23 protein-coding genes are annotated in these 24,149 nt (G+C 69.0%); 14 read left to right on the forward strand and 9 right to left on the reverse strand.

Features of this window, described 5'->3' with window-relative positions; translation table 11 throughout:
* Positions 1 to 6 precede the first annotated feature (6 nt).
* The 7 genes from OHB24_RS12720 (at position 7) to OHB24_RS12750 (ending at position 4,872) form a co-directional block, all read left to right on the forward strand.
* Positions 7 to 246, forward strand: coding sequence for a thiamine-binding protein (locus OHB24_RS12720; RefSeq protein WP_130386770.1), 240 nt, complete (start codon positions 7 to 9; stop codon positions 244 to 246).
* On the forward strand, positions 239 to 619 hold the full coding sequence (locus OHB24_RS12725; protein ID WP_327639196.1) for a helix-turn-helix domain-containing protein: 381 nt from the start codon (positions 239 to 241) through the stop codon (positions 617 to 619). The genes OHB24_RS12720 and OHB24_RS12725 overlap by 8 nt, the downstream gene beginning before the upstream one ends.
* Positions 620 to 706: 87 nt before the next feature.
* Positions 707 to 1,201, forward strand: coding sequence for a 2-oxo-4-hydroxy-4-carboxy-5-ureidoimidazoline decarboxylase (gene uraD, locus OHB24_RS12730; protein WP_327639198.1), 495 nt, complete (start codon positions 707 to 709; stop codon positions 1,199 to 1,201).
* Positions 1,198 to 1,515, forward strand: coding sequence for a hydroxyisourate hydrolase (uraH, locus tag OHB24_RS12735; RefSeq protein WP_327639199.1), 318 nt, complete (start codon positions 1,198 to 1,200; stop codon positions 1,513 to 1,515). Before uraD (OHB24_RS12730) ends, uraH begins: the two co-directional genes overlap by 4 nt.
* 6 nt (positions 1,516 to 1,521) lie before the next feature.
* Positions 1,522 to 2,427 carry a factor-independent urate hydroxylase gene (pucL, locus tag OHB24_RS12740; RefSeq protein ID WP_327639200.1) on the forward strand — a complete coding sequence of 302 codons (906 nt, stop codon included), beginning with the start codon at positions 1,522 to 1,524 and terminating at the stop codon, positions 2,425 to 2,427.
* A gap of 2 nt (positions 2,428 to 2,429) precedes the next feature.
* The gene (locus OHB24_RS12745; RefSeq protein ID WP_327639201.1) at positions 2,430 to 3,773 is read left to right on the forward strand and encodes an 8-oxoguanine deaminase; all 1,344 of its coding nucleotides are present in this window, start codon (positions 2,430 to 2,432) and stop codon (positions 3,771 to 3,773) included.
* Between the two features lie 118 nt (positions 3,774 to 3,891).
* Positions 3,892 to 4,872 (forward strand): type IV toxin-antitoxin system AbiEi family antitoxin domain-containing protein, encoded by a 981-nt coding sequence (locus tag OHB24_RS12750; protein WP_327639202.1) that lies wholly within the window; start codon positions 3,892 to 3,894, stop codon positions 4,870 to 4,872.
* Here OHB24_RS12750 and guaD read toward each other — a convergent pair whose 3' ends face one another.
* The 6 genes from guaD to OHB24_RS12780 all read right to left on the reverse strand — a co-directional run bounded on the left by guaD (position 4,873) and on the right by OHB24_RS12780 (position 14,742).
* Positions 4,873 to 6,150 (reverse strand): guanine deaminase, encoded by a 1,278-nt coding sequence (gene guaD, locus OHB24_RS12755; RefSeq protein WP_327639203.1) that lies wholly within the window; start codon positions 6,148 to 6,150, stop codon positions 4,873 to 4,875.
* Positions 6,147 to 7,073 carry a xanthine dehydrogenase accessory protein XdhC gene (gene xdhC, locus OHB24_RS12760; protein ID WP_327639204.1) on the reverse strand — a complete coding sequence of 309 codons (927 nt, stop codon included), beginning with the start codon at positions 7,071 to 7,073 and terminating at the stop codon, positions 6,147 to 6,149. Before xdhC ends, guaD begins: the two co-directional genes overlap by 4 nt.
* A 5-nt stretch (positions 7,074 to 7,078) precedes the next feature.
* A complete protein-coding gene (gene xdhB, locus OHB24_RS12765; RefSeq protein WP_327639205.1) occupies positions 7,079 to 9,727 on the reverse strand; it encodes a xanthine dehydrogenase molybdopterin binding subunit in 2,649 nt (882 codons plus the stop codon).
* A complete protein-coding gene (locus OHB24_RS12770) occupies positions 9,724 to 11,160 on the reverse strand; it encodes a xanthine dehydrogenase small subunit (RefSeq protein ID WP_327639206.1) in 1,437 nt (478 codons plus the stop codon). Before OHB24_RS12770 ends, xdhB begins: the two co-directional genes overlap by 4 nt.
* Positions 11,157 to 13,082 carry a 2-oxo-4-hydroxy-4-carboxy-5-ureidoimidazoline decarboxylase gene (gene uraD / locus OHB24_RS12775; RefSeq protein ID WP_327639207.1) on the reverse strand — a complete coding sequence of 642 codons (1,926 nt, stop codon included), beginning with the start codon at positions 13,080 to 13,082 and terminating at the stop codon, positions 11,157 to 11,159. Before uraD (OHB24_RS12775) ends, OHB24_RS12770 begins: the two co-directional genes overlap by 4 nt.
* A gap of 127 nt (positions 13,083 to 13,209) precedes the next feature.
* Positions 13,210 to 14,742, reverse strand: a complete 1,533-nt coding sequence (locus tag OHB24_RS12780; RefSeq protein ID WP_327639208.1) for a PucR family transcriptional regulator — start codon at positions 14,740 to 14,742, stop codon at positions 13,210 to 13,212.
* A 160-nt stretch (positions 14,743 to 14,902) separates the two neighbouring features.
* On the opposite strand from OHB24_RS12780, the gene OHB24_RS12785 reads away from it, so the two are divergent.
* The 6 genes from OHB24_RS12785 to OHB24_RS12810 are packed head-to-tail and all read left to right on the forward strand — an operon-like array spanning position 14,903 to position 21,688.
* Positions 14,903 to 15,724 (forward strand): hydroxypyruvate isomerase family protein, encoded by an 822-nt coding sequence (locus tag OHB24_RS12785; protein ID WP_327639209.1) that lies wholly within the window; start codon positions 14,903 to 14,905, stop codon positions 15,722 to 15,724.
* A gap of 10 nt (positions 15,725 to 15,734) precedes the next feature.
* Complete coding sequence (locus OHB24_RS12790) at positions 15,735 to 16,634, forward strand: 2-hydroxy-3-oxopropionate reductase (RefSeq protein WP_327639210.1); 900 nt, start codon at positions 15,735 to 15,737, stop codon at positions 16,632 to 16,634.
* Complete coding sequence (gene gcl / locus OHB24_RS12795; RefSeq protein ID WP_327639211.1) at positions 16,634 to 18,403, forward strand: glyoxylate carboligase; 1,770 nt, start codon at positions 16,634 to 16,636, stop codon at positions 18,401 to 18,403. The genes OHB24_RS12790 and gcl overlap by 1 nt, the downstream gene beginning before the upstream one ends.
* Complete coding sequence (locus tag OHB24_RS12800; protein ID WP_327639212.1) at positions 18,403 to 19,539, forward strand: glycerate kinase; 1,137 nt, start codon at positions 18,403 to 18,405, stop codon at positions 19,537 to 19,539. The genes gcl and OHB24_RS12800 overlap by 1 nt, the downstream gene beginning before the upstream one ends.
* Positions 19,536 to 20,876 (forward strand): allantoinase AllB, encoded by a 1,341-nt coding sequence (gene allB, locus OHB24_RS12805; protein WP_327639213.1) that lies wholly within the window; start codon positions 19,536 to 19,538, stop codon positions 20,874 to 20,876. The genes OHB24_RS12800 and allB overlap by 4 nt, the downstream gene beginning before the upstream one ends.
* Entirely contained in the window at positions 20,873 to 21,688 is an 816-nt protein-coding gene (locus tag OHB24_RS12810; protein WP_327639214.1) for a bifunctional allantoicase/(S)-ureidoglycine aminohydrolase, read from the forward strand. Before allB ends, OHB24_RS12810 begins: the two co-directional genes overlap by 4 nt.
* On the opposite strand, the gene OHB24_RS12815 is transcribed toward OHB24_RS12810, so the two are convergent.
* The 3 genes from OHB24_RS12815 to OHB24_RS12825 all read right to left on the reverse strand — a co-directional run bounded on the left by OHB24_RS12815 (position 21,678) and on the right by OHB24_RS12825 (position 23,284).
* On the reverse strand, positions 21,678 to 22,103 hold the full coding sequence (locus tag OHB24_RS12815; protein ID WP_327639215.1) for a GNAT family N-acetyltransferase: 426 nt from the start codon (positions 22,101 to 22,103) through the stop codon (positions 21,678 to 21,680). The two genes, OHB24_RS12810 and OHB24_RS12815, sit on opposite strands and share 11 nt — an antisense overlap.
* A 231-nt stretch (positions 22,104 to 22,334) precedes the next feature.
* Positions 22,335 to 22,874: a GNAT family N-acetyltransferase gene (locus OHB24_RS12820; RefSeq protein ID WP_327639216.1), complete on the reverse strand. Its 540-nt coding sequence runs from the start codon at positions 22,872 to 22,874 to the stop codon at positions 22,335 to 22,337.
* Between the two features lie 50 nt (positions 22,875 to 22,924).
* On the reverse strand, positions 22,925 to 23,284 hold the full coding sequence (locus tag OHB24_RS12825; protein WP_327639217.1) for a hypothetical protein: 360 nt from the start codon (positions 23,282 to 23,284) through the stop codon (positions 22,925 to 22,927).
* Between the two features lie 18 nt (positions 23,285 to 23,302).
* Here OHB24_RS12825 and OHB24_RS12830 point away from each other — a divergent pair, with 18 nt between their 5' ends.
* Positions 23,303 to 24,070 carry an SDR family NAD(P)-dependent oxidoreductase gene (locus OHB24_RS12830; protein ID WP_327639218.1) on the forward strand — a complete coding sequence of 256 codons (768 nt, stop codon included), beginning with the start codon at positions 23,303 to 23,305 and terminating at the stop codon, positions 24,068 to 24,070.
* Positions 24,071 to 24,149 lie beyond the last annotated feature (79 nt).

The following is a 24,149-nucleotide window of genomic DNA, read 5'->3' on the forward strand; positions in this document are numbered from 1 at the left end:
CGCGGCATGCGACTGGTTGCGGAGTTCACCACGGAACCCTTCGATGTGGAGGGGGCACCGCCGGCGCACGCCACTGAGGCGTTGCGTGCGGCGGAGGCGGCCGGGCTCGACTGCGAGTTCGGCCCGCTCGGTACGCAGGTCAGCGGCGAGCAGCACCTCCTGCTGCCCGCCCTTCCGAAGGTGCTCGAGGCCGCGTTCGCCGGCGGCGCGAGCCAGGTGACGTTGCAGGTACGGCGCGATGCCTGAGCAGCACCCGCTGGTGCAGGCGATCGCGCCACTCGTCGAGCGGTTGAACGCGGAGCTCGTCGACCCATCCGACGCCCGCGCCGGCGACGTACCGCTGGAGTGGGACGGGCAGCCGGTGATCGCCGTACGCCTGCCTTCTCAAATCCCGGCCAAGGCGCCCGAGAAGGAGGGCGGCGTGCAGAGCCTGCTGGCCGGAGTCGCTGACGAGCTGGGTGGTTCGTTGCGCGATCTGTCGCGGCACGACAAGCAGCAGGCCGTGCTGCTGCTGGAGGCGCGCGGAGCCTTCGAGTACCGCAAGTCCGCCGAGATCGTCGCCGAGGCGCTCGGTGTCACCCGCTTCACCGTCTACAACTATCTGAACCGCGCCCGCTGATTTTCAACAAACTGTTGACGACAGGCTGGACGCCTGCCACTCTCGTCATACGGAAAGTCGATTTCGGGATTCGAGAAGGTGTGATCCGTGGACCTCGAGGAGTTCAACTCCGCTCCGACCGACCGGCTGCGGCCGGCACTGGCGGCCTGCTGTGACGTGCCCCGCTGGGTCGACGCGATCCTGGCCAAGCGGCCGTACGGCGATCTCACCGCGCTGACCGCGGTCGCCGACCAGTCGCTGCGGGAGCTCGACGACGACGAGGTCGATCGTGCTCTTCAGGCGCATCCGCGGATCGGTGACCGGCCGAAGGGCGCGGGTACCGAGGCCGCCTGGTCGCGGAACGAGCAGTCCGGCGTCGGCGAGGATGCCGGCGTACGGCAGGAGCTTGCCGGTGGCAACCGTCAGTACGAGGAGCGGTTCGGCCGGGTGTTCCTGATCTGCGCCACCGGGTTGTCGGCGGCGCAGATGCTGGACAGCCTGCGGACTCGCCTCACGCACGACGACGCGACCGAGGCAACCGTCGTACACGAGGAGCTGCGCAAGATCGCGCTGCTCCGGCTGAGCAAGGTGGTGGCGGCATGAGTTCCCTGTCCACGCACGTCCTCGACACCGCGCTGGGGCGACCGGCGCAGAACGTCCAGGTCCGGCTCTACCGGGGTGACGTCCTCGAAGCCACGGGTGCGACGGATGACGACGGGCGGATCGGGGAGCTGGCACCGGCGTTGGAGCACGGAACGTACCGGCTCTGGTTCGACGTCGCGGCGTACGCCGAATCCACCGGCCAGGACATCTTCTTTCCCGAGGTCTCCGTGACCTTCACGGTCGCCGACGAGCGGCACTACCACGTCCCGTTGCTGCTCAGCCCGTTCGCGTTTTCCACCTACCGAGGGAGCTGATCTCAGATGGCCATCCACCTGGGAGCCAACCAGTACGGCAAAGCCGAGAACCGCGTCGTCCGCATCTACCGTGACACGCCCCGCCACCAGATCCGCGACCTGAACGTGTCGACCGCGCTCCGCGGCAACTTCGAGGACGCGCACACGACCGGCGACCAGTCCGACGTACTGCCGACCGACACGCAGAAGAACACCGCGTTCGCCTTCGCCAAACAGAAGGGCATCGGCGCGATCGAGGACTACGCGCTGACGCTCGGCGCGCACTTCCTGGACGCGTCGCCGGCCGCGCAGGGCGCGCGGGTCGAGGTCGAGGAGTACGCCTGGGAGCGGATCCAGGTCGACGGCCAGGACCACGACCACTCGTTCGTTCGGACCGGTGGCGGTGTGCGCAACACGGTCGTCAACGTGGAGGGCCGCGGCGCGGAGCGGAAGTCTTACGTCGTGTCGGGGATCAGCGATCTCGTCGTACTGAAGTCGACCGGGTCGGAGTTCCACGGGTTCCTGAAGGACGAGTACACGACGCTGCCGGAGACGAACGACCGGATCCTGGCGACGTCCCTGGTCGCGCGCTGGCGTTACGACCACACAGAGGTCGACTGGGACAAGTCGTACGACGAGATCAAGGGACTGCTGCTCTCGCGCTTCGCCACGATCCACAGTCTTGCGTTGCAGCAGACGCTGTACGGGATGGGGTCGGCGGTGCTCGAGCAGCACCCGGAGGTTGCCGAGATCAAGTTCTCGGCTCCGAACAAGCACCACTTCCTGGTCGACCTGTCGCCGTTCGGCGTCGAGAACCCCGGCGAGGTGTTCATCGCCGCCGATCGCCCGTACGGCCTGATCGAGGCGACCGTGACGCGCGACGACGCCAGCGACGTCGGCAGCGCCTGGCACGCGACGCCCGGGTTCTGCTGACCATGTCGACGATCGTGATCGAGGGCGCCTACGTGGCGACCCTCGATCCGGCCCGGCGCGAGTTCGTCGGACACGTGGTTGTCGAGGGCAACCGTATCGTCACGGTCGGTCCGGGCACTGCTCCGGCGTACGACGATGCTCGCGTCGTGGACGGACGCGGCTGCTTGGTCACGCCGGGGTTCGTGAACACACACCAGCACCTGTACCAATGGGTCACGCGCGGTCTCGCCGCGGACGCGACCCTCTTCGAGTGGCTGACGACGCTGTACCCGGTGTGGGCGCGGATCTCCGAGGAGACCGTGTACGTCGCGGCGCGGGCGGCGCTCGCCCAACTCGCGCGCACCGGATGCACGACCGTTGCCGATCACCACTACGTCTTCCCACGCGACGGTGGCGATCTGCTCGCGGCGGAGATCGCCGCGGCGAGTGAGATCGGGCTGCGGTTCCATCCGGCCCGCGGGTCGATGGACCGCGGTCAGAAGGACGGCGGGTTGCCGCCCGACTCGGTGGTCGAGAACCGCGACGAGATCCTCACCGCGACCGAGGCCGCGATCGACCGCTGGCACGACCCGTCACCCGACTCGATGCTGCAGATCGTGGTCGCGCCGTGCTCACCGTTCAGCGTGAGCGGCGAACTGATGCGCGAGTCTGCGGAGCTGGCGCGGCGCCGCGGCGTGCGGATGCACACCCATCTCGCCGAAACCACGGACGAGACGGACTGGTGCCGGGAGACGTTCAACTGCACGCCTCTCGAGTACGCCGACCGCCTCGGGTGGACCGGTCCGGACGTGTGGTTCGCGCACGGGATCCACTTCGACGACGCGGAGATCAAGCACCTGGGCAGCACCGGCACCGGCATCGCCCACTGCCCCAGCTCGAACGCCCGCCTCGGCGCCGGCATCGCCCGTACCGCCGACCTCCGCGCGGCCGGCTCTCCTGTGGGCTTGGGCGTGGATGGTGCCGCGAGCAACGAATCCGGGAGCCTGGTGGAGGAGCTCCGCCACGCCCTGCTCTTCGCCCGCGCCCGCGGCGGCCCGCAAGCACTGACCGTCCGCGCCGCCCTGGAGATGGCGACCCTGGACGGCGCCCGCATCCTTGGCCGCTCCAACGACATCGGCTCGCTCGAACCCGGCAAACAAGCCGACCTGGCCGTGTGGAACCTCACCACCCTCCCGCACGCCGGCATCCCCGACCCGATCGCCGCCCTCACCCTCTCCACACCCCCACCCCTGACCCTCCTCCTCGCCAACGGCCGCCCCGTCGTACAACACGACGTACTCCAAACCGCCGACGAGGCCACCCTCGCCACCCAGGTCACCCGCACCCAAGCCGCCCTCCTCGCCTGACTTGCGACAACCCCCGGGGACTGGGAACTAGCAATAGCCAGTTCCCAGTCTCTGGCGGTTATCCACAGTTGCGCGATCGCCGGTCCGCGCGTCGCGTGAGACGTGCACCTTCTTGGGCATGAACAGGAGACTGGAAGTGATCGCGGCGGGGCGGGGCGGGTGGTTCACACGCCCGGACGCTCTCGCCGCCGGCTACAGCGACAGCGAGCTGCGGCAACGCGTGCGCAGCGGGCAGTGGCTCAGGTTGAGCTTCAACTCGTACGTCGACCCGCAGGCCTGGCCCGATGAACCGCCGTGGGAGCACGCGATCCGGCTCCATCTCCTGAACGTGCGGATGGCGAGTGAACGGCTCGGTGGCGTCGTCGTGAGTCATCAGTCCGCTGCCATGCTCCACGGGCTGCCCGTCTGGGGGACCGATTTGTCGAGGGCACACTTCACTCGCGTGGCATCCGGTGGGGCTCGCACCGGTCGAGGGGTTCGGGTGCATCGCGGCACGACGTCCGCCGACGAGGTCGTCGAATTGGGCGGCCTCAAGGTCACGAGCGTCGAGCGGGCTGTCGTGGAGACCGCCTGTACGACGTCGTACGAGGTCGGCGTCGTTATAGCCGACGCCGCCCTCCGCGAGCCGCGGACTACCCGTGATCAGTTGGTTGATGCTGTACGGCGGCATCGGCACTGGCGTGGGGTGCCGGCTGCGCAGGCGGCTGTGTTGTTTGCGGACGGGCGGAGTGAGTCGGTCGGCGAGTCGCGGCTCCGCGTCCTGATGGCGAACCACGGTCTGCCGGAACCGGAGTTGCAAGTGGAGATCCGGGACGAGGCCGGCCGGCTGATCGGCAGGGTCGACTTCCTGCTCGCGGGCGTGCTGATCGTGGAGTTCGACGGCGCGATGAAGTACGGCGACAACGCGGCAGACGCCGTACTGGCGGAGAAGTACCGCGAGGATCGCCTGCGCGAACGCGGCTTCGGCGTGGCTCGGGTCAGGTGGAGCGACCTGAACCACCCACATGAGACCGCCGCGCGCCTCAGGCAGGCGTTGGAGGCATATGCGCCGGGGACTGGGAATAGGCAATTGCTAGTTCCCAGGCCCCGTACGGGGTGATCAGTGGAGGAGGTCGCCGTTGATCCAGACGGCTTGGATGTCGGCGGGGGTGCCTAGGGTGAAGATTCGGGCTAGGGCTTCCTCGGTGTCTTCGGCGTGGGTGATCGCGACCGCCAGGGGGGAGCCTTCGGCGGGGCGGAGGAGTTGGGCGTCGAAGTGGTGACCTACCGAGAGGTGGCCGACCTGCGGGAGGTCGAGGGCGTCGGCGCCGGCGGTTGTGGCGAGGTAGAGCAGGTGGGCTGCCGAGAGTGGGCGGCCCTGGTCGCCCTGGAGTTGCTGGCAGAAGTACGCCTGGAGACCCTCCTTCAGGAGCGAGAAGCCGGTGCCCGCGCCGACATCCGATCCGAGCGCCACACGTACGCCGTACTGCAGGTGTCGCGTCAGCGGGAACAGCCCGCTCCCGAGCGCCGCGTTGCTCGTCGGGCAGTGGGCGACGGTCGCGCCGCTGGTCGCCAAGGTCTTCAGCTCGACGTCCGTCGGGTGGACGTTGTGCGCGAGCACGGTACGCCGGTCCACCAGGCCGTGCCGGTCGTACGTCGTCACGTAGTCGCAGCCTCCGAACAGGTCGGCGACGCTCGCGATCTCGGCCTCGTTCTCGTTCACGTGTGAGGTGAACAGCGCGCCGGGGATCGCGTCCATCAGCTCACGGCACGTCGCGAGCAGCTCGTCCGTGCAGGAGAGCGAGAAGCGGGGCGTCACGGCGTACCGGTTGCGGCCGACGCCGTGCCAGCGGTTCGCGAGGGCGAGCGACTCGGCGTACGCGCGGACCGGCGTGGTGAGCAGCTCCGGCCGGAGCAGGCGGTCGCTCAGCACGAGCCCGGAAGTGATGCGGAGGCCGACCTTGGACGCGGCGTCGAAGAGCGTGTCGACGGCGTCGGAGTAGTGCGCGCCGAAGACGAGTGCTGACGTCGTACCAGCCGCCGCCAGTCCGCGGACGAACTCGTTGGCCACACCGGACGCATAGTCGACGTCGGCCATCCGCGCCTCCTCGGGGAGGGCGTACCGGTCGAGCCATTCGAGCAGCGGCAGCCCGAGGCCGCCGACGGCGCGGATCTGCGGGAAGTGCACGTGGGTGTCCACGAATCCGGGCAGTACGACGCCGTCGCGCAGATCCACGACCTGCTCGGCGGGGTGCGCCTGGCGGATCTCCACGAACGGGCCACGGGCAACGATCATCCCGTCCTCGACCAGCAGTCCCGCGTCGCTGTCGACCCGCAGGCCGCCGCCGTCGAACGGGTTCTCCGGCGTGTCGATGAACGTGCCACGATAAAGAGTCATGCCTTTGCCTCACGCTGAGCCGGCGTGGGGCGACGCACGGCAGAATGGGCCGACGCGGGATGCCGCTCGGCGAGCTTGGCCGGAGCGGAGTCCCGCTCGGCGGGATGAGCCGAGGCGGAGTCCCGCTCGGCGACGAACTGCTGGAGGAGCCAGGCCGCGACGCTCACCGCGATCACGGCCGGCTCCTTGCCGGGAAGATCGGACAGACCGATCGGCGTGGTGATCCGCGCGATCGCCTCGGCGGAGTTGCCGTCCTCGGCGAGCTTGCGCTGGAACCGGGTCCACTTCGCGCTGGAGCCGATCACCCCGATGGTCGCCAGCTCCTCGTTCCGAATCGCCGCGTCGCAGAGCGCGGCGTCCTCGGCGTGATCGTGCGTCATGATCAACACGTGAGTGCCGGGCGGGAGCTCGCCGACAACGAGCTCCGGCAGGACAGGAACGTTGTGCACGTGGACGTGCGCGACCGCATCTTCTAGCACTGCTAACCGATCATCCGTCAGCTGGTCGGTTCGTGAGTCGATCAGGTGCAGCTCGAGGTCGTGCCGCGCGAGTACCCGCGCCAGCTCCAGCCCCACATGCCCGACTCCGAAGATCGCGACCGACGGCACCACAGGCAACGGTTCCAGCAACAACTTCACCTCACCACCACAACACTGAACTCCGTGCTGGTACGGCGCTTTGTCGGACAACGCCGCCGTCAACACCTCAAGTGTGGTCACGTCGTCGGCGATCATCTCCCGCGAGCGCTCGACCGCCAACGCTTCCAGGTTGCCCCCACCGACCGTCGACCAGACGTTGTCAGCAGCAACAACCATTTTTGCCCCGGCCTCACGCGGTGCGTGCCCGCGAACGGACATCACCGTCACCAGCACGCCGGCCTGTCGTCCGGCCCGCAGCTGCTGAACAGCCTTAACCCACTCCATCAACCTCACCCTCCCGCTCTACGGGAAGAAGAGGAGGTGGGCTCCCCCGCGCTGTGGGTCGAGGGGGCCGTGGGCTCCTCTGCGCTACGGGGTGAGGTGGTGGAATCCCCCGCGCTAGGGGGAGAGGTGGTGGTGGAGTCCCCCGTGCTGCGGGAGGAGGTGGTGGTGGAGTCCCCCGTGCTGCGGGAGGAGGTGGCGGAGTCCCCCGTGCTGCGGGACGAGGTGGTGGAGTCCCCCGCGCTACGGGGAGAGGTGGAGTCCGCTGTGCTGCCGGGAGAGGTGGTGGAGTCCGCTGTGGTGCCGGGAGAGGAGGTGGTGGAGTTCGCGGGCTGGGTGGAGCGGGCTGATTCGAGGGTCCAGTAGACCGCTTCTGGTGTGGCTGGGGAGGGGAGGTTGACGCTGGTGCCGGGTGGGCCGAAGGCTGCGGCTGCGTGGCGTAGGGCCTCTCGGACGGAGAACGCCAGCATGAGCGGGGGTTCGCCGACGGCCTTGGAGCCGTAGACGGCGCCTTCCTCGTGGGCCTTCTCGAGGAGTGTGACGTTGAAGACCTCAGGCATCTCGGAGAAGCTCGGAAGCTTGTACGTGCTCGCCGCCTGGGTCGACAACCGACCGCGACGATCGCCGGAGCTCTCGTCCCAGCGCAGGTCCTCGAGCGTCAACCACCCGGCGCCCTGCACGAAACCGCCCTCGATCTGGCCGATGTCGATCAGCGGGCTGAGGCTGTCCCCGACGTCGTGCACGATGTCGACGCGGCGCAGGGTGTACGACCCGGTGAACCCGTCGACCTCGACCTCGGACGCCGCAACGCCGTACGCGAAGTACTTGAACGGTTCGCCCCGCATGGCGTTGGCGTCCCAGTGCAGGCCCTCGGTCCGGTAGAACCCGGCAGCCCAGAGCTGCACCCGCTGCATGTACGCCGTCCGGACGAGCTCGTTCCACGCGACGCCGTCGCCGGACAGTCCGCGGACGACGCCATCCACGAAGCGCACGTCCGACGGGCTGATCCCGAGTTGCCCGCCGGCGACCTGCGCCAGCCGTTCCCGGATCTGCTCGCACGCGTTCTTGATCGCCGCGCCGTTGAGATCAGCACCCGAGGACGCCGCGGTCGCCGACGTGTTCGGCACCTTGTCGGTCCGCGTCGGCGCCAGCCGTACCCGCTCCAACGGCAGTCCGAGCGTGGTCGCAGCCACCTGCAGCATCTTCGTGTGCAGGCCCTGCCCCATCTCGGTGCCGCCGTGGTTGATCAGCACCGAGCCGTCCTTGTAGACGTGCACGAGCGCGCCGGCCTGGTTGAACGCGGTCAGGTTGAACGAGATCCCGAACTTCACCGGAGTCATCGCCAGCCCGCGCTTCATATGCTCATGCGCCGCGTTGAACGCAGCAATCTCAGCCTGCCGCGACGCAACGTCCCCAGCAGCAAGAACCTGGCTCCAGCAAGACTCCAGCCGGTCCGCGTGCCTGACAGGCTGCCCGTACGGCGTGGAGTCGCCCGTCTGGTAGAAGTTCCGCCGACGCAGCTCCAACGCGTCGTACCCGAGCAGTGGGGCGCACCGTCCGAGGATGTCCTCGATCACGAGCATCCCCTGCGGCCCGCCGAACCCGCGGAACGCGGTCTGCGACGTCTTGTTCGTCTGCGCGATCCGCCCGTCCACGCGCACATGCGGAATCTCGTACGCGTTGTCGATATGGCACATCGCCCGCGCCAGCACCGGCTCCGACAGGTCGAGGCTCCACCCGCCGTCGGCCGTCAACGTCGCATCCAGTGCAACCAACGCACCATCGTCGGAGAACCCGACGGTCCACGAGCTGTGGAACCCGTGCCGCTTCCCCGACATTGTCATGTCCTGCGTCCGGTTCAGCCGCAACCGCACCGGCCGCCCGGTCAGCGTCGCACCCAGCGCGGCGATCGCGGCGAACCCGTGCGGCTGCATCTCCTTACCGCCGAACCCGCCGCCCATCCGCAGGCACTGCACCGTCACCGAGTGACTGGCCAGCCCGAGAACATGCGCAACGATCTCCTGCGTCTCGGACGGGTGCTGCGTGCTCGACTGCACGAAGATCTGCCCGTACTCGTCCACCAGCGCCAACGCCGCATGCGTCTCGAGATAGAAGTGCTCCTGCCCAGCGAACTCGAACTCCCCGCTGAACACGTGCGCTGCCCCCGCCAACGCCTCCTCGACATCGCCACGCTCCAGGTGCCGCCCGATGCCCTGGAAACTCCCCGCCTCGATCGCCTCGCGCACGTTCACCAACGACGGCAGCGGCTCGTACTCGACCTCCACCGCCAACGACCCGAGCCGCGCAGCCTCCAACGTCTCCCCGAGCACCCAGCACACCGCATGCCCGTTGAACATCACCTCACCCGGGAACAACGGCTCGTCGTGCTTCACGCCGGCGTCGTTCACTCCCGGTACGTCGTCCGCCGTCAACACGCGCACCACACCAGGCACGTCGTACGCCGGCTTCACCCGCAGCGCGGTCACGCGCGCGTGCGCGTGCGGCGACTGCACCGGCCAAGCGTGCAGTACGTCGCGGGTGCGCATCACCAGATCGTCTGTATATAAGGCGGCTCCGGTCACGTGCAGTGCCGCACTCTCATGCGGCATCGGTACGCCGACGACCCCAGCAGCAGGCCGTTCCGACAACGAGCTCATGCGCCGACCCCCTGAAAATAGAAACGCAGCAACGACTGGCCGAGCATCGCGGAGCGGTACGACGAGCTAGCGCGGTGATCGTCCATCGGCGTACCCTCCGCGGCCATCACCCCCGCCGCGATCCGCACGGTCTCCTCGGTCCACGGGCGACCGACCAACGCGGCCTCGGTCTCCCGGGCGCGCAACGGGGTCGCCGCGACGCCGCCGAGCCCGATCCGAGCCTCGCGGACGACGCCGTCCGTGATGTCGACGGCGTACCCGATCGCGACGCTGGAGATGTCGTCGAAGCGCCGCTTGGCGATCTTGTGGAACGCGGTCATCGGTGCCAACGGCAACGGGATCACGATCGTCCGGATCAGCTCGTCCGGATCTTTGACAGTCTGTCGGTAACCGGTGAAGTACTCCGCCAGCGGTACGACGCGCTCGCCCCGGCGGGACGCGAGGACGAGCGACGCGTCGAGCGCGAGCAGTGCCGGCGGGGTGTCGCCGATCGGTGAGCCGGTGCCGAGGTTCCCGCCGATGGTCGCGCCGTTGCGGATCAGCCGCGAGGCGAACTGGGGCATCAGCTCAGCGAGCAACGGGACGCGCCCCGCGAGCCGCCGCTCGATCTCGGTCAACGTCAGCGCCGCACCCAAGCGAATCTCGGAAGCCCCGAAGGAGAACTCGCGCAGCTCCTCCAGGCGGTCGATCGCAATCGTCAGCGACGGCCGGGAGCCGAAGATGTTCACCTGTACGCCGAGGTCGGTCGAACCGGCGACGAGCTGCGCGTCCGGCCGCTCGGCGATCAACTCCAGCACTCCGTCAAGCGAAGCGGGCCGAGCGAACTCACCCTCGGCGGACGCCATCCCCGTCGCCGCCGGGGCGGGCGGGGCCGCGTCCCGGCGGGCGGCGAACGTGTCGTTCTCGGCCGGCGCATCGAGCGCGTACGCCGCGTCCCGGATCGGCCGGTAGCCCGTGCACCGGCACAGGTTCCCGCTCAACGAGTGCAGGTCGAACCCATTGGCCCCGTGCTCATGATCGCCCTCACCACACGCACGTCCTGGCCGGTAGTACTCCGCCGCCATACTGCAGATGAAGCCGGGAGTGCAGTACCCGCACTGCGAGCCACCGCGGACCGCCATCTCCTTCTGGACCGGGTGCAGCTCAGCCGGCGAACCCAGGCCCTCCGACGTGACCAGCTCCTGGCCGTCCAGCGACGCGACCGGCAGCAGACACGCGTTCACCGCGGTCCACTCGGTCTGCGAGTCGGTGCCGGGGCGGGCGACCATCACCGAGCAGGCACCACACTCGCCTTCCGCGCAACCCTCCTTGGCGCCGGTCAGGCCGCGGTCCCGCAGCCAGTCGAGCACGGTGGTGTGTACAGAGATGTCGCCAAGCGCCGTGAGCTCACCGTTCACGGTCAAGGCAGGGGCGCGGAGGGCTTGCGTAGTCATCGGTTCGTGCTCCATCGGGTGCGTGCACTGTGGATGGGGTTGGCGTCGGAGACGAAGTCGTCGAACCGGTAGCCGGCGATCTTCGCGATCTCGAGCAGCGCGGCGGCGTGCTCCTGGTTCTCGCAGTTGCCGAGCCGCTCGCGGCCCTGCTCGACGATCCGCTCGTACGACTCAGCGTCGCGCACCGAGATCACCAGCGGGAAGCCGAAACGCTCTTCGTACGCCGACGTGATCGCGGTCAGCTCGTCCCGCTCCGGGTCGCCGAGGAACGTCAGGCCCTTGTCCTGCTGGTCGCGCAGCGAGGCCTCTCCGCTGAGACCGTCGGCGACGAACTGCGATCCGAGCTGCGGGTACGCCTGGATCAGCTGGACCTGCTCCTCGCGGGAACCGGAGAACAACGCCTCCTGGAACGAGCGCCGGAGCGCGTGCGTGTCGGCGTACGGCCGCATCTCCCAGGCGCGCTCGACGGCCCAGCGGGGACCCTGGAACAGGGCGCCGAAGGTCTCGACGAACTCCTCGCGAGTCATCTCGTTCACCTGGTCCAGCCGTACCGTGTCGCCGGGCTGACCGGCCACGGCCGGGCCGAAGCTCTTGCCGACGTGGTGGAACAGGATGTTCAGGCCGATCGCGGTCAGGCTGCCGAGCGTGATGCCGCTGCCGAAGATGATCTCGGCCCAGTCCGGCACGGCCTGCGCGACCTGCGGCTGCGCGGTCACGTACATCGCCAGACCGACGCTGGTCGCCACGATCACGACGTTGCGGTGGTCGTGGAAGTCGACCTTCGCGAGTGTCTGGAACCCGACCACGGCCACGGTCGCGAACATCGCCAGTGCCGCGCCGCCGAGCACCGGATGCGGTACGCCGGCCACGATCGCACCGGCCTTCGGCACCAGCCCGATCAGGATCATGATCGCGCCCGCGGTCGCGACCACCCACCGGCTGCGGACCCGGGTCAGCCGGACCAGGCCGACGTTCTCGGCGAAGCAGGTGTACGGGAAGGAGTTGAAGACGCCGCCGATCGTGGTCGCCAGGCCGTCGGCCCGCAGCGCCCGGGCGATGTCCTCGCGGCCGATCCGCTTCTCGACGATCTCACCGGTCGCGAACACGTCACCGGTGGTCTCCACCGCGGTGATCAGCATGACCACGATCATCGAGATGATCGCCGCGATCGAGAACTTCGGCCAGCCGAAGTAGAACGGTGTCGTCACGCCCGCCCAGGCGGCGTCGCCGACCGCGCCGAAGTGCGCGTCACCCAGCGCCCAGGCCACCACGGTCCCGACGACCAGGCCGACCAGGATCGCGATGGTCGCCATGAAGCCCTTGAAGACGCGCTGGATCAGGACGATCAGCGCGAGCGTGCCGAGTGCGTACGCCATGTTCTTGCCGCTGGTCGGCGCCGCGGTCGGGCCGGCGCCGCCGACCGCGTCCCCGGCCGCGACCGGCAGCAGCGCCAAACCGATGATCGTGATCACCGAGCCGGTCACCACTGGCGGGAAGAACCGGATCAGCTTGCTGAAGAACGGTGCGATGAAGAACGTGGCCAGCCCGGCGACCAGCACGGCGCCGTAGATCACCAGCAGGCCGTCGGTGCCGCCACCGGCCGCGAGGCCGATCGCGATCATCGGCGAGACCGCGGTGAAGGTCACGCCCTGCAGGAGCGGCAGCCGTACGCCGACCTTCCAGAACCCGACCGACTGGATGATCGACGCGATACCGCAGGTGAAGAGGTCGGCGTTGATCAGGTGGATGAGCTGCTCGGTGTTCAGCCCGATCGCACTGGCGAGCAGGATCGGTACGATCACCGCCCCGGCGTAGAACGCCAGTACGTGCTGAGCGCCGTACACCACCAGCTTCCCAGGTGGCAGCACCTGGTCGACGGGGTGGCGGTTGGTATGGCGGCTCGGTCGCAGGACTGCCTTCATCGGGACACGCTCCTCGGCGGGGATTTTGACCTGCACCCGAGCATCGGCTCACCGAGCTGTGGATTGCACCCCGTGAACCTCCGAAGATGAACGGCCGGAGAACGCTTCGTTTTGTGCGATCACACAACTAGAGCGATTTGCAGGCGAGGAACACGTCGACCCGGTCCTCGAGGGTCGACAGATCGCGTCCGGTCAGTTGCTCAACGCGTTCGATCCGGTAGCGAACGGTGTTCACGTGCAGATGCAGGTACTCCGCCGTACGGGTCCAGGAACACGAGCAGGCGAGGAACGCCTGCAGCGTCATGAGCAGGTCGGCATGGGTACGGCGGTCGTGGTCGAGGACCGCTCCGAGGACGCGGTTGCTGTAGGTACGCCGTACGTCGTCGGGGAGCGTGCCGAGGAGGAGGACGTGCGAGGCGACCTCGTCCGAGGTCACCACCGACACCGGCGCCCGCGCGGCCCGGGCTGCCCGCTGCGCGAACCGGGCCTCTTCGAGCGCGCCGGCGAGCGCTTCGACCGACGTCTCCCCGCTGATCCCGACCGTGAGTCGGGACCGATTGAGGCCCGGGGCGAGACGTCCGAAAGCCCGTCGCAGATGCTCGGGAAGCTCTGGCGTGAAGGGCAGGAACGCGACCAGTAGATCGTCCCGGCCAGGGGCGACAACGGCCGGACCGACCATGAGGGCGACGTCCTCGAGCAGGCTCAGCGCGACGTCGCCGGGGCCGTCCTCCCGCAGTTCGGCGACCGCGACGACCATCGGCCGCTCCGAGTGCGCGCCCGCCTGCCGGAGCCGCGCGGCGACCTCGGCCTGCGGGGCACCGGACTCGACCAGGGCAAGGGCGTCGGCGACCAACGGGCGCAGTGCGCGGCGGCCCTCGTCGCGGCGGGCGCGGTCCAGAGCTGCGATCGCGCTCAGTTCGTGCACCGCCTCGACGTGATCGCGGGACCAGGTGGTGTGGTCGCCGTCGATGACCAGCACCCACGCGGTCAGCCGGTTGCCGAACCCCGATCCGACCGGGAACAGGCTGTACTCCGCTCCCGACTGCTTCGCCACGGCCGGCATCCGGTCCGCCGTCAGGAACCGTCGCGTCACTGCGTCGACCGTCTCGGCGCCGAGCTCGCTGGGACCCGGTACGACGTGGCGTCCGGTCGGGGTCAGTACACGGCAGTCGTGCCCGATCTCCGCGGAGATCCGCGCCGCGAGTTCGTCGAGACTCCGCCCGGCCGCGATCGACGACAACAGCTGCCGCTGGCGTACCAGACTCGCCGATAGTCGCGCGCCTGTCTCGGCGGATCCCGCCGCCGCGACGTACTCCGTCACATCCGCGAACGCGACCTCGATCGGCACCTCGACGAGCGTCACGTCATGCCGCCGGCACGCCTCGAGGAGGTCCGCCGGCACGTCGCCGAGTTGCGCCTTCCCCGCCAGGATCGTGGTCGCTCCGCGGCCGGCCATCGACGCCACGAACACCTCGCTGTCGGCTGCGTGCCGCCGCCAGACCAGCCCGGTCAGCACTACTTCGCCGCCGCTCAGATACCGCCCCGGCTCCAGCAGATCGGTCGTCACGAGCCGCCCGATCGGCCGGTCCAGCGTCCCGCCTGCCGAGTGCATCAAGCGCAGGCCGAGCTCCGGCGCATCGAGCAGTTCAGCCAGCAACACGACGTACCTCCGGCCCGGATCCCTTTAGAGGAACGTACAACGCGCGCGTACGCGTATGACAGCCCCATCGCCGCCGGCACCTTGACGGCCATCGGCTCCGAGCTTATGGTCATTTCACAGAGCAGAAATCAAATTCCACGATACGGAAATTGGAGTCGGGATGAGTCACCAGCTGAAGTACACGGTGAACTGTTCTTTGCTCTTCACCGAGTTGCCTCTGCTCGAGCGGCCGGCGGCTGCTCGGCGGGCAGGGTTCAGCGCGGTGGAGTTCTGGTGGCCGTTCGTCGAGGCAGTCCCGCCACAGCGGCAGGTCGACGCGTTCGTGAACGCCGTCACCGACGCCGGCGTGCAGCTCACCGGCCTGAACTTCTTCGCCGGTGACATGCCGGGCGGCGACCGCGGCCTGGTGTCCTGGCCGAAGCGGTCGGACGAGTTCCGCGACAACGTCGACGTGACCGTCGGCATCGGGGAGCGGCTAGGTGCCCAGGGCTTCAACGCTCTGTACGGGAACCGCGTCGACGGCAGCAGCGAGCAGGAGCAGGACGACGTCGCCGTCGAGAACCTCGCCCTCGCCGCCAAGGCTGCCGCGCGGATCGGCGCCAGTGTCCTCGTCGAGCCGGTCAGCGGCGCCGATCGCTACCCGCTCAAGACCGCGTCCGACGCGCTCGCCGTGATCGATCGCGTCCAGGCGGCGTACGACGTACCGAACGTCGGACTGCTCGCGGACCTGTACCACCTCGCGGTCAACGGCGACGACGTCGACCGGGTGATCGCCGAGCACACCGACCGGGTCGCTCACGTGCAGATCGCCGACAACCCGGGCCGCAACGAGCCCGGCACCGGCACGCTCCCGCTCGACCAGCAGCTCACCGCCCTGGAGGCGAACGGCTACGCCGGCTGGGTCGGGATCGAGTACAAGCCGTCCACCACCTCAGAAGCAAGCTTCGGCTGGCTGCCGTACGAGCGCCGCTCGTCCATCTAGGAGACGAAAAATGACGAATATCGCCTTCATCGGCCTCGGCATCATGGGCAACCCGATGGCCGTCCACCTCGCCAACGCCGGCCACACCGTCGCCGGCCTCGACCGTACGCCGGAGCGCGCCGAAGCCCTGATCGCCGCCGGTGGCCGGGCCGCGTCCTCGATCGGTGACGCGGTCAAGGGCGCCGACGTGATCTGCGTGATGGTGCCCGACTCACCCGACGTCCAGGACGTCCTCGAAGGCGAGAACGGGGTCTTCCAGAACGCCGAGACCGGCGCGCTGATCATCGACTTCTCCAGCATCCGGCCGGACGTCACGCAGCAACTCGCCGAGCAGGCCCGCGCCATCGGCTTCCGGCTGCTCGACGCCCCCGTGTCCGGTGGTGAGGCGGGCGCCAAGAACGCTGCGCTGTCGATCATGGTCGGCGGCTCGGCCGACGACTTCGCCGAGGCCAAGCCGCTGTTCGACGCGGTCGGCAAGACCGTCGTCCATGTCGGCCCGAGCGGCTCCGGTCAGACGGTCAAGGCCGCGAACCAGCTGATCGTCGCCGCGAACATCCAGGCCGTCTCCGAGGCGGTCGTCTTCCTGGAGGCGTACGGCGTCGACACCAAGGCGGCCCTCGAGGTCCTGGGTGGCGGCCTGGCTGGTTCCACCGTGCTGAACCAGAAGAAGGAGAACATGCTGTCCCGCTCCTTCGAGCCCGGGTTCCGGATCGACCTGCACCACAAGGACATGGGCATCGTCACCGCGGCCGCGCGGGAGGCGGGCGTCGTCGTACCGCTGGGCGCCCTGGTGGCGCAGCTGGTCGCGTCGGCCCGTGCGAACGGCGACGGCGGCCTCGACCACTCCGCGCTGCTCCGCGGTGTGGAGCGGCTGTCCGGACTGCAGTCTTTGGGCGGGGAGGTCGACTGATGGCCCGCATGCGCGCGGTCGATGCCGCCGTACTGATCCTGGAGAAGGAAGGGTCGACGCAGGCGTTCGGGCTGCCCGGCGCCGCGATCAACCCGTTCTACAGCGCGATCCGCGCCCACGGCGGCATCAAGCACGTGCTCGCCCGCCACGTCGAGGCGGCGTCGCACATGGCCGAGGGGTACACCCGGGCCAAGGCCGGCAACATCGGCGTCTGCATCGGTACGTCGGGACCGGCCGGCACCGACATGATCACCGGGCTGTACTCCGCGTCCGCGGACTCGATCCCGATCCTGTGCATCACCGGCCAGGCGCCGGTCGCGAAGCTGCACAAGGAGGACTTCCAGGCCGTCGACATCTCCTCGATCGCCAAGCCGGTCGCGAAGTGGGCGGTCACGGTGATGGAGGCCGCGCAGGTCCCGGGCACCTTCCAGAAGGCGTTCCAGGTGATGCGTGAAGGCCGGCCGGGTCCGGTGCTGATCGACCTGCCGATCGACGTACAGCTCACCGAGATCGACTTCGACATCGACACCTACGAGCCGCTTCCGGTCTCGCGCCCCGCGGCCTCCCGGGCGCAGGCGGAGAAGGTGCTGTCCTTCCTGGCGGACTCCGAGCGGCCGCTGATCGTCGCCGGTGGCGGCATCATCAACGCCGACGCGGCCGACCTGCTCGTCGAGTTCGCGGAGCTGACCGGCGTTCCCGTCGTACCGACCCTGATGGGCTGGGGCGCGATCGCGGACGATCACCCGCTGAGCGCGGGCATGGTCGGCCTGCAGACCTCGCACCGGTACGGGAACGCGACGATGCTGGCCTCCGACCTGGTCCTGGGGATCGGCAACCGGTGGGCGAACCGGCACACCGGCGGGCTGGATGTCTATCGCGGCGAGCGGAAGTTCATCCACGTCGACATCGAGCCGACGCAGATCGGGCGGGTGTTCGCGCCGGACTACGGGGTCGTGTCGGACGCGCGGGCAGCGTTGGAGGTCTTCGTCGAGGTCGCCCGCGAGCGGGCCGGTTCGTTGCCGGACCGTACGGCGTGGGCCGCGGAATGCCGTGAGCGTAAGACCACGCTGCAGCGGAAGACGCACTTCGACGCGGTGCCGATCAAGCCGCAGCGCGTCTACGAGGAGATGAACCGGGCGTTCGGGCCGGACGTCCGCTACGTCAGCACGATCGGGCTGTCGCAGATCCAGGCGGCGCAGATGCTGCACGTGTACCGTCCGCGGCACTGGATCAACGCCGGCCAGGCCGGGCCGCTCGGCTGGACCGTCCCGGCGACGCTGGGGGTCGCGGTCGCGGATCCGGACAGCACGGTGGTGGCGTTGTCGGGCGACTACGACTTCCAGTTCCTGATCGAGGAGCTGGCGGTCGGGGCGCAGTTCAACATCCCGTACATCCACGTGGTGGTGAACAACTCGTACCTCGGCCTGATCCGCCAGGCGCAGCGGAACTTCGACATGGACTACTGCGTGCAGCTGGCCTTCGAGAACATCAACAGCCCGGAGGTCAACGGGTACGGCGTCGACCACGTGAAGGTCGTGGAAGGCCTGGGGTGCAAGGCGTTGCGGGTCTCCGAGCCGGACGGGATCCTGCCGGCGCTGGAGCAGGCGAAGAAGCTGATGGTCGAGCACCAGGTCCCGATCGTCGTCGAGGTCATCCTCGAGCGGGTCACGAACGTGTCGATGGGCGTCGAGATCGACAACGTCATCGAGTTCGAGGACCTGGCGATCTCGCCGGAGGACGCGCCGACCGCCCTGGCGTTGCTGGACTGATGGTGCGCGTAGTTGTTGCCTCGGACAAGTTCAAGGGCACCTTGACGAGCGCCGAGGTCGCGGACGCGGTCGGCGCCGGGGTACGACGAGTCTGCCCCGACGCTACCGTGGTCTCCGTACCGGTGGCCGACGGCGGCGACGGCACCCTCAGCGCCGCCGTTGCCGCCGGCTACACCCTCGTCCCGGTCGTTGCCTCCGGCCCCACCGGCGAGCCGGTTCGCAGTGGTTACGCCCGCCTCGGCGACACCGCAGTAGTCGAACTCGCGGACGTTTCGGGTCTCGTCCGCCTGCCCCACGGCATCCCGGCACCCATCACAGCCACGTCGTACGGGACCGGCGAGGTGATAGCCGCGGCCGTCGACGCCGGATGCACCCGGATCATCCTCGGCGTTGGCGGGAGCGCCTCCACGGACGGCGGCCGAGGGCTCGTCGACGGCCTCGGTGGACGGCCAGTGTTGCTTTCCGGAAGAAAATCGCCGCTCCGTGACGAAAACCTTCCGGAAAGCGGGCAGCTGGCGGGACTTCGCCGTCGGCTCGAGGGCGTGCAGGTGGTGGTGGCTTGTGATGTGGACAATCCGTTGACCGGTCCTCGAGGGGCGGCTGCTGTTTACGGGCCGCAGAAGGGGGCGAGTCCGGAGCAGGTTGCGGAGCTGGACGAACGGCTCACTCGGTGGGCTGACCTCGTCGCCGAGCAGACCGGCCGTGACCTGCGGGATGTTCCCGGTGCGGGAGCGGCCGGCGGGGTCGGGTTCGCGGCGCTAGCACTGCTAGGCGCCGAACTTCGCCCGGGGATCGATCTGGTCCTGGACCTCGTCCGCTTCCGCGAACAAGTAGCCGGCGCCGACCTCGTGATCACCGGCGAAGGCGCCCTCGACGAGCAGACGCTCTACGGAAAGGCCGTCGCCGGAGTAGCAGCGGCAGCCAACGGCATCCCAACCGTCGCCGTCTGCGGCGTCAACCGCCTCGAACCTCAGCAACTGCAGGAGCTCGGCATCTCGGCGGCGTACGCGCTCACAGACCTGGAACCCGACGTACGGCGGTGTATCGCCGAACCACGTCCCTTGCTCGAACAGCTCGGCGAACGGATCGCGGTGGATCACCTTACGATGGCACGAACTGAGAAAGGGACCGCATGAGCGCTCTGGATCTCGTGATTCGGGCCCGCCGGGTCGTACGGGCCGACGGGGAACAGCCGGCCGCGGTCGGCGTGCGGGACGGGCGGATCGTCGCGATCTCGCCGCACGACGTCGAGCTCGACGCCGCGACCGAACTGCGGCTGGATGACGACGAAGTACTGCTTCCAGGCCTCGTCGACTCCCACGTACACGTCAACGACCCCGGCCGCACCGACTGGGAAGGCTTCACCTCCGCGACCAAGGCCGCGGCGGCAGGCGGCGTGACCACGATCGTCGACATGCCGCTGAACAGCATCCCGCCGACCTGCGACGTACCGGCGCTGACGCTCAAACGCAAGACCGCCGAGACCCAGTCGTACGTCGACGTCGGCTTCTGGGGCGGCGCGATCCCGGGCAACGTCCCCGACCTCCGCCCGCTGCACGACGCCGGCGTGTTCGGCTACAAATGCTTCCTCCTGCACTCCGGCGTCGACGAGTTCCCACCGCTCGACGCCGGCCAGCTCGCGGCCGCGATGCGCGAGCTCAGCACCTTCGACGGACTGCTGATCGTCCACGCCGAGGACGCCCACCGCATCGACGAGGCGACCGAACCGAACGGCGCGAGCTACGAAGCGTTCCTCAACTCCCGCCCGCGCGTGGCGGAGAACGAGGCGGTCGCCCACGTCATCGACCTCGCCCGCGAGACCGGCTGTCGCGTACACATCCTGCACGTGTCGAGCGCCGACATCCTCCCGTTGCTCACGGACGCCCGCAACGACGGCGTACGGATCAGCGCGGAGACCTGCCCGCACTACCTGAGCTTCACCGCCGAGGACATTCCCGACGGCGCCACGCAGTACAAGTGCTGCCCGCCGATCCGCGAGGCCGCGAACCGCGAACTGCTTTGGGCGGGGCTGCGCGACGGCACGATCGACCAGGTCGTGTCCGACCACTCGCCGTCCACGATCGACCTGAAGCATCTCGACACCGGCGACTTCGGCACCGCCTGGGGCGGGATCGCGTCGCTGCAGCTCGGCCTGCCCGCCGTCTGGACCGAGGCCCGCCGCCGCGGCTTCACCCTGTCCGACGTCGTCCGCTGGATGGCCGCTGCCCCGGCCGCGCAGACGGGCCTGGCCACGAAGGGCGGGATCCAGGTCGGTTACGACGCCGACTTCTGTGTCCTCGCCCCCGACGAGACCTTCACCGTCGACGCGCAGCAGCTCCAGCACAAGAACGCCATCACGCCGTACGACGGACGCACGCTGTCCGGCGTCGTCCGGAGCACCTGGCTCCGCGGCGAACCCGTCGACATCGCCGCCGACCCACGCGGCCGCCTGCTGACCCGAGGAGAACGATGAGCTACTACGCGCCGAAGGGCGGACTGCCCCCGCAGACCGACCTCACCACCGACCGCGCGGTCTTCACCGAGGCGTACGCCGTCCTGCCGCGCGGCACCATGCGCGACATCGTCACCAGCCGGCTGCCGTTCTGGGACGACACGCGGTTGTGGGTGATCGCGCGGCCGCTGTCCGGGTTCGCGGAGACGTTCTCGCAGTACATCGTCGAGGTCGGGCCGGGCGGCGGGAGCGACAAGCCGGAGACGGACCCGGCCGCCGAGGTCGTGCTGTTCGTTGTCTCCGGCAACGTTGTGCTGACGGTGGCGGGGGAGAAGCACACGCTGGTGGAAGGCGGGTACGCGTACCTGCCGCCGGGCGGCGACTGGACGGTGCGGAACACCAGCGACGCGACCGCGACATTCCACCTGGTGCGGAAGGCGTACGAGCGGATCGACGGGATCGACGTACCGCCTGCGCTCGTCACCAACGAGACGGACGTCGAGGGCCGGGAGATGCCCGGCACCGAGGGCCGATGGAAGACGCAGCGGTTCGTGGACCCCGACGACGTACGGCACGACATGCACGTGAACATCGTGTCGTTCGAGCCGGGCGGGGTGATCCCGTTCCCGGAGACGCATGTGATGGAGCACGGGCTCTACGTGCTCGAAGGCAAGGCCGTCTACCTACTGAACAAAGACTGGGTAGAGGTTCAAGAAGGCGACTTCATGTGGCTCCGAGCCTTCTGCCCCCAGGCTTGCTACGCCGGCGGCCCCGGCCGATTCCGCTACCTCCTCTACAAAGACGTCAACCGCCACCCGAAGCTCACGCTCTGAGCTCCTTCCGAAAGAAGATCCGGCTGCGTCCACCGCTGATCGGGATGCGGCCGAACTCGGTCCAGCCGTGCCGCGCGTAGAAGTCGGGTGCCTGGAACTGGATCGTGTACACGACGCCGCTCACACACCCGCGCCGACGGGCTTCGGCTTCGGCCTCCGCGAGGATCCTGGTGCCGAGACCGGAGCCGCGGAGCTTCTCCGGCAGGTAGAGCAGATCGACGAACCAGAGCCCGAGCGAGGTTCGCCCGGTGAGTCCACCGAGCGTCTCGCCGGTTGCCGCATCCTTCACCAGCACCGCGAGCGGCCGCCGATCCTGTACTCCGGCGGCGTAGAGGTTGAACTCGTCCAAGCCGTCCGAGACGAACGCCTCGTCCACGGCGGTCGGTTCATCGGTCAGCACGACATCGAACGTCATACCCCCGGACGCTAACCGCCGCCACCGACAGGTGCGGCGTACGGACGGACGGGTAGTGCACCCGTGAGACGCCGTACGCGCGGACGCGACCACGCTCAGCTGTACTGCGAGCCACCCGACATCACCCGTCCGTCCGTACAGCAGCCCCAGCTGCGGCGATCGTCCAGCCGGTTCTAGGAGGGTTTTGCCCTCGAATCGGCGGATGATCCTCCTAGTTTGCGCGGGGCTTGGTCAGTCGGCGATGCGGACCGGGCGCTGGGGTACCGGGAGCGGGTCGGTGAGGAGGCGGGCGTGGCGTTCTACGTCGTAGCGGGTGCCGTCGTAGGCGAGGCGTTCGCGTTCGACGCCTTCGGAGAGGAAGCCGGCGCCGGCGGCGACCGCGCAGGAGGCCGGGTTGTTCAGGCGGTGGCCGAGTTCGAGGCGGTACAGGCCGGCGTCGTGGTGAGCCCAGCCCGCGAGGGCGCGGAGGGAGTCCCGCGCGACGCCATGACCGCGGACGTCGGCGAGCGTCCAGTACCAGGTCCAGCCGACCTGGTGCCGGTCGATGTTCGTCACCCCCACGCACCCGATCGGATGATCGTCGGCATCCGCCACGGCGTACACGTGCCCGTTGTCCAGGTCCGCGACCCGCCCGATCCAGTCGACGGCGGACGCCCGGTCCACGATCCCGCCCTGACTCACCATCTCCGGATCGTCATGCGCGACCACCAGCCGCAGCGCATCACCAGTCCGCCACCGCCGGAGCCCCAGCTCCCCGAGCGCGTATCCCATCCCTCGAAAATACCCCTGCCTCGACCCGCGCAGTCCGCCGTACGGCGCGTTCAGTTCAACGCCAGCGCCACGATTCCGAGGATCGCGACCAGCGCACCCAGAATCTCGACCAGACGGTCGCCCGCCGGGATCTTCCCGTCGTACTCCCAGTAGGTCGTGTTCTGGTCGAACGTGAACGTCACCCCACGCCCCGTCGCCAAGCATCCGCCCGCCGCGACTACCCCTCCGAGGAACAGACCCAACGGCACCGTAACCGCCGTCGGCGTCGCCGTCGTCGCCAGCACGAGCGCGACCAGGCAGCCGAGCCCGGTGACGATCAGGCATCGCGCGCGGGCGCGAGCCACCAGGCGCAGCACCACCGCTATCGCGGGCCAGGCGACATACACGGCGACGAGAACGGAACGTGGCACTAGGAGAGGATAGGGCGTATGGGATATCTGGATTTCAGGGATCAGGTTGTGGTGGTGACCGGGGCCAGTAGCGGGATCGGGGCCGCGGCGGCGGTCGGTTTCGCGGAGACCGGGGCGACTCTCGCGCTGCATTACCACCGGAACGTTGAGGGCGTGAAGCACACCGTGGGTGCTGTGCAGACGGCCGGCGGTACGGCGTCCGTGCACCAGGCGGATCTCGCCGACCCGAAGTCGGCGGACGTGTTCGTCGAGGAGGTGCTCGCGCAGCACGGGCGGATCGACGTACTCGTGAACAACGCCGGCGACCTGGTCAACCGGTCCGCGATCGCCGACGTACCGGACGAGGAGTTCCACCGGATCCTGGACGTCAACCTGACCTCGGTGTTCGCGCTCTCCCGGCGGATCGTGCCGGTGTTCCGGGCGCAGGGCGGCGGCTCGATCATCAACGTCACGTCGATCGCCGGGCGCACCGGCGGCGCCGGCGGGTCGGTGGTCTACGCGACGTCGAAGGGCGCGGTCAGCACGTTCACCCGCGGTCTCGCCAAGGAACTCGCCCCGGAAGGCATCCGGGTGAACGCGATCGCCCCCGGCGTGATCAAGACCCCGTTCCACGACCGCCACACCGGCGACGCCCAGATGCAGGCCATGCTCACCGCGATCCCGATGGGCCGCACCGGTACGCCGCACGAGTGCGTGGGAACCATCCTGTTCCTCGCCTCCGAGCGGATGGCGTCGTACGTCACCGGCCAGATCATCGAGGTCAACGGCGGCCAATTGATGCCCTAGGCAACTTGCAGGGCTCGGAGCCGATTGCCAGGAATCTCCAACGGCACCACCAGTCTGGCTGGCTAACTTCGTGGTTGTC

Source organism: Kribbella sp. NBC_00482, from assembly GCF_036013725.1.
Lineage (GTDB): Bacteria > Actinomycetota > Actinomycetes > Propionibacteriales > Kribbellaceae > Kribbella.

Excerpts from the sequence above, each read along its gene's own strand:
- uraD (WP_327639207.1), bottom strand. The coding sequence starts at position 13,082 with ATGAAGGCAGTCCTGCGACCGAGCCGCCATACCAACCGCCACCCCGTC.
- OHB24_RS12820 (WP_327639216.1), bottom strand. The coding sequence starts at position 22,874 with ATGGGATACGCGCTCGGGGAGCTGGGGCTCCGGCGGTGGCGGACTGGT.
- OHB24_RS12815 (WP_327639215.1), bottom strand. The coding sequence starts at position 22,103 with ATGACGTTCGATGTCGTGCTGACCGATGAACCGACCGCCGTGGACGAG.
- OHB24_RS12745 (WP_327639201.1), top strand. The coding sequence starts at position 2,430 with ATGTCGACGATCGTGATCGAGGGCGCCTACGTGGCGACCCTCGATCCG.
- xdhC (WP_327639204.1), bottom strand. The coding sequence starts at position 7,073 with ATGGAGTGGGTTAAGGCTGTTCAGCAGCTGCGGGCCGGACGACAGGCC.
- OHB24_RS12830 (WP_327639218.1), top strand. The coding sequence starts at position 23,303 with ATGGGATATCTGGATTTCAGGGATCAGGTTGTGGTGGTGACCGGGGCC.
- gcl (WP_327639211.1), top strand. The coding sequence starts at position 16,634 with ATGGCCCGCATGCGCGCGGTCGATGCCGCCGTACTGATCCTGGAGAAG.
- OHB24_RS12800 (WP_327639212.1), top strand. The coding sequence starts at position 18,403 with ATGGTGCGCGTAGTTGTTGCCTCGGACAAGTTCAAGGGCACCTTGACG.
- OHB24_RS12750 (WP_327639202.1), top strand. The coding sequence starts at position 3,892 with ATGAACAGGAGACTGGAAGTGATCGCGGCGGGGCGGGGCGGGTGGTTC.
- OHB24_RS12785 (WP_327639209.1), top strand. The coding sequence starts at position 14,903 with ATGAGTCACCAGCTGAAGTACACGGTGAACTGTTCTTTGCTCTTCACC.
- OHB24_RS12720 (WP_130386770.1), top strand. The coding sequence starts at position 7 with ATGCGACTGGTTGCGGAGTTCACCACGGAACCCTTCGATGTGGAGGGG.
- pucL (WP_327639200.1), top strand. The coding sequence starts at position 1,522 with ATGGCCATCCACCTGGGAGCCAACCAGTACGGCAAAGCCGAGAACCGC.
- allB (WP_327639213.1), top strand. The coding sequence starts at position 19,536 with ATGAGCGCTCTGGATCTCGTGATTCGGGCCCGCCGGGTCGTACGGGCC.
- OHB24_RS12810 (WP_327639214.1), top strand. The coding sequence starts at position 20,873 with ATGAGCTACTACGCGCCGAAGGGCGGACTGCCCCCGCAGACCGACCTC.
- OHB24_RS12790 (WP_327639210.1), top strand. The coding sequence starts at position 15,735 with ATGACGAATATCGCCTTCATCGGCCTCGGCATCATGGGCAACCCGATG.
- OHB24_RS12725 (WP_327639196.1), top strand. The coding sequence starts at position 239 with ATGCCTGAGCAGCACCCGCTGGTGCAGGCGATCGCGCCACTCGTCGAG.
- guaD (WP_327639203.1), bottom strand. The coding sequence starts at position 6,150 with ATGACTCTTTATCGTGGCACGTTCATCGACACGCCGGAGAACCCGTTC.
- uraH (WP_327639199.1), top strand. The coding sequence starts at position 1,198 with ATGAGTTCCCTGTCCACGCACGTCCTCGACACCGCGCTGGGGCGACCG.
- xdhB (WP_327639205.1), bottom strand. The coding sequence starts at position 9,727 with ATGAGCTCGTTGTCGGAACGGCCTGCTGCTGGGGTCGTCGGCGTACCG.
- OHB24_RS12770 (WP_327639206.1), bottom strand. The coding sequence starts at position 11,160 with ATGACTACGCAAGCCCTCCGCGCCCCTGCCTTGACCGTGAACGGTGAG.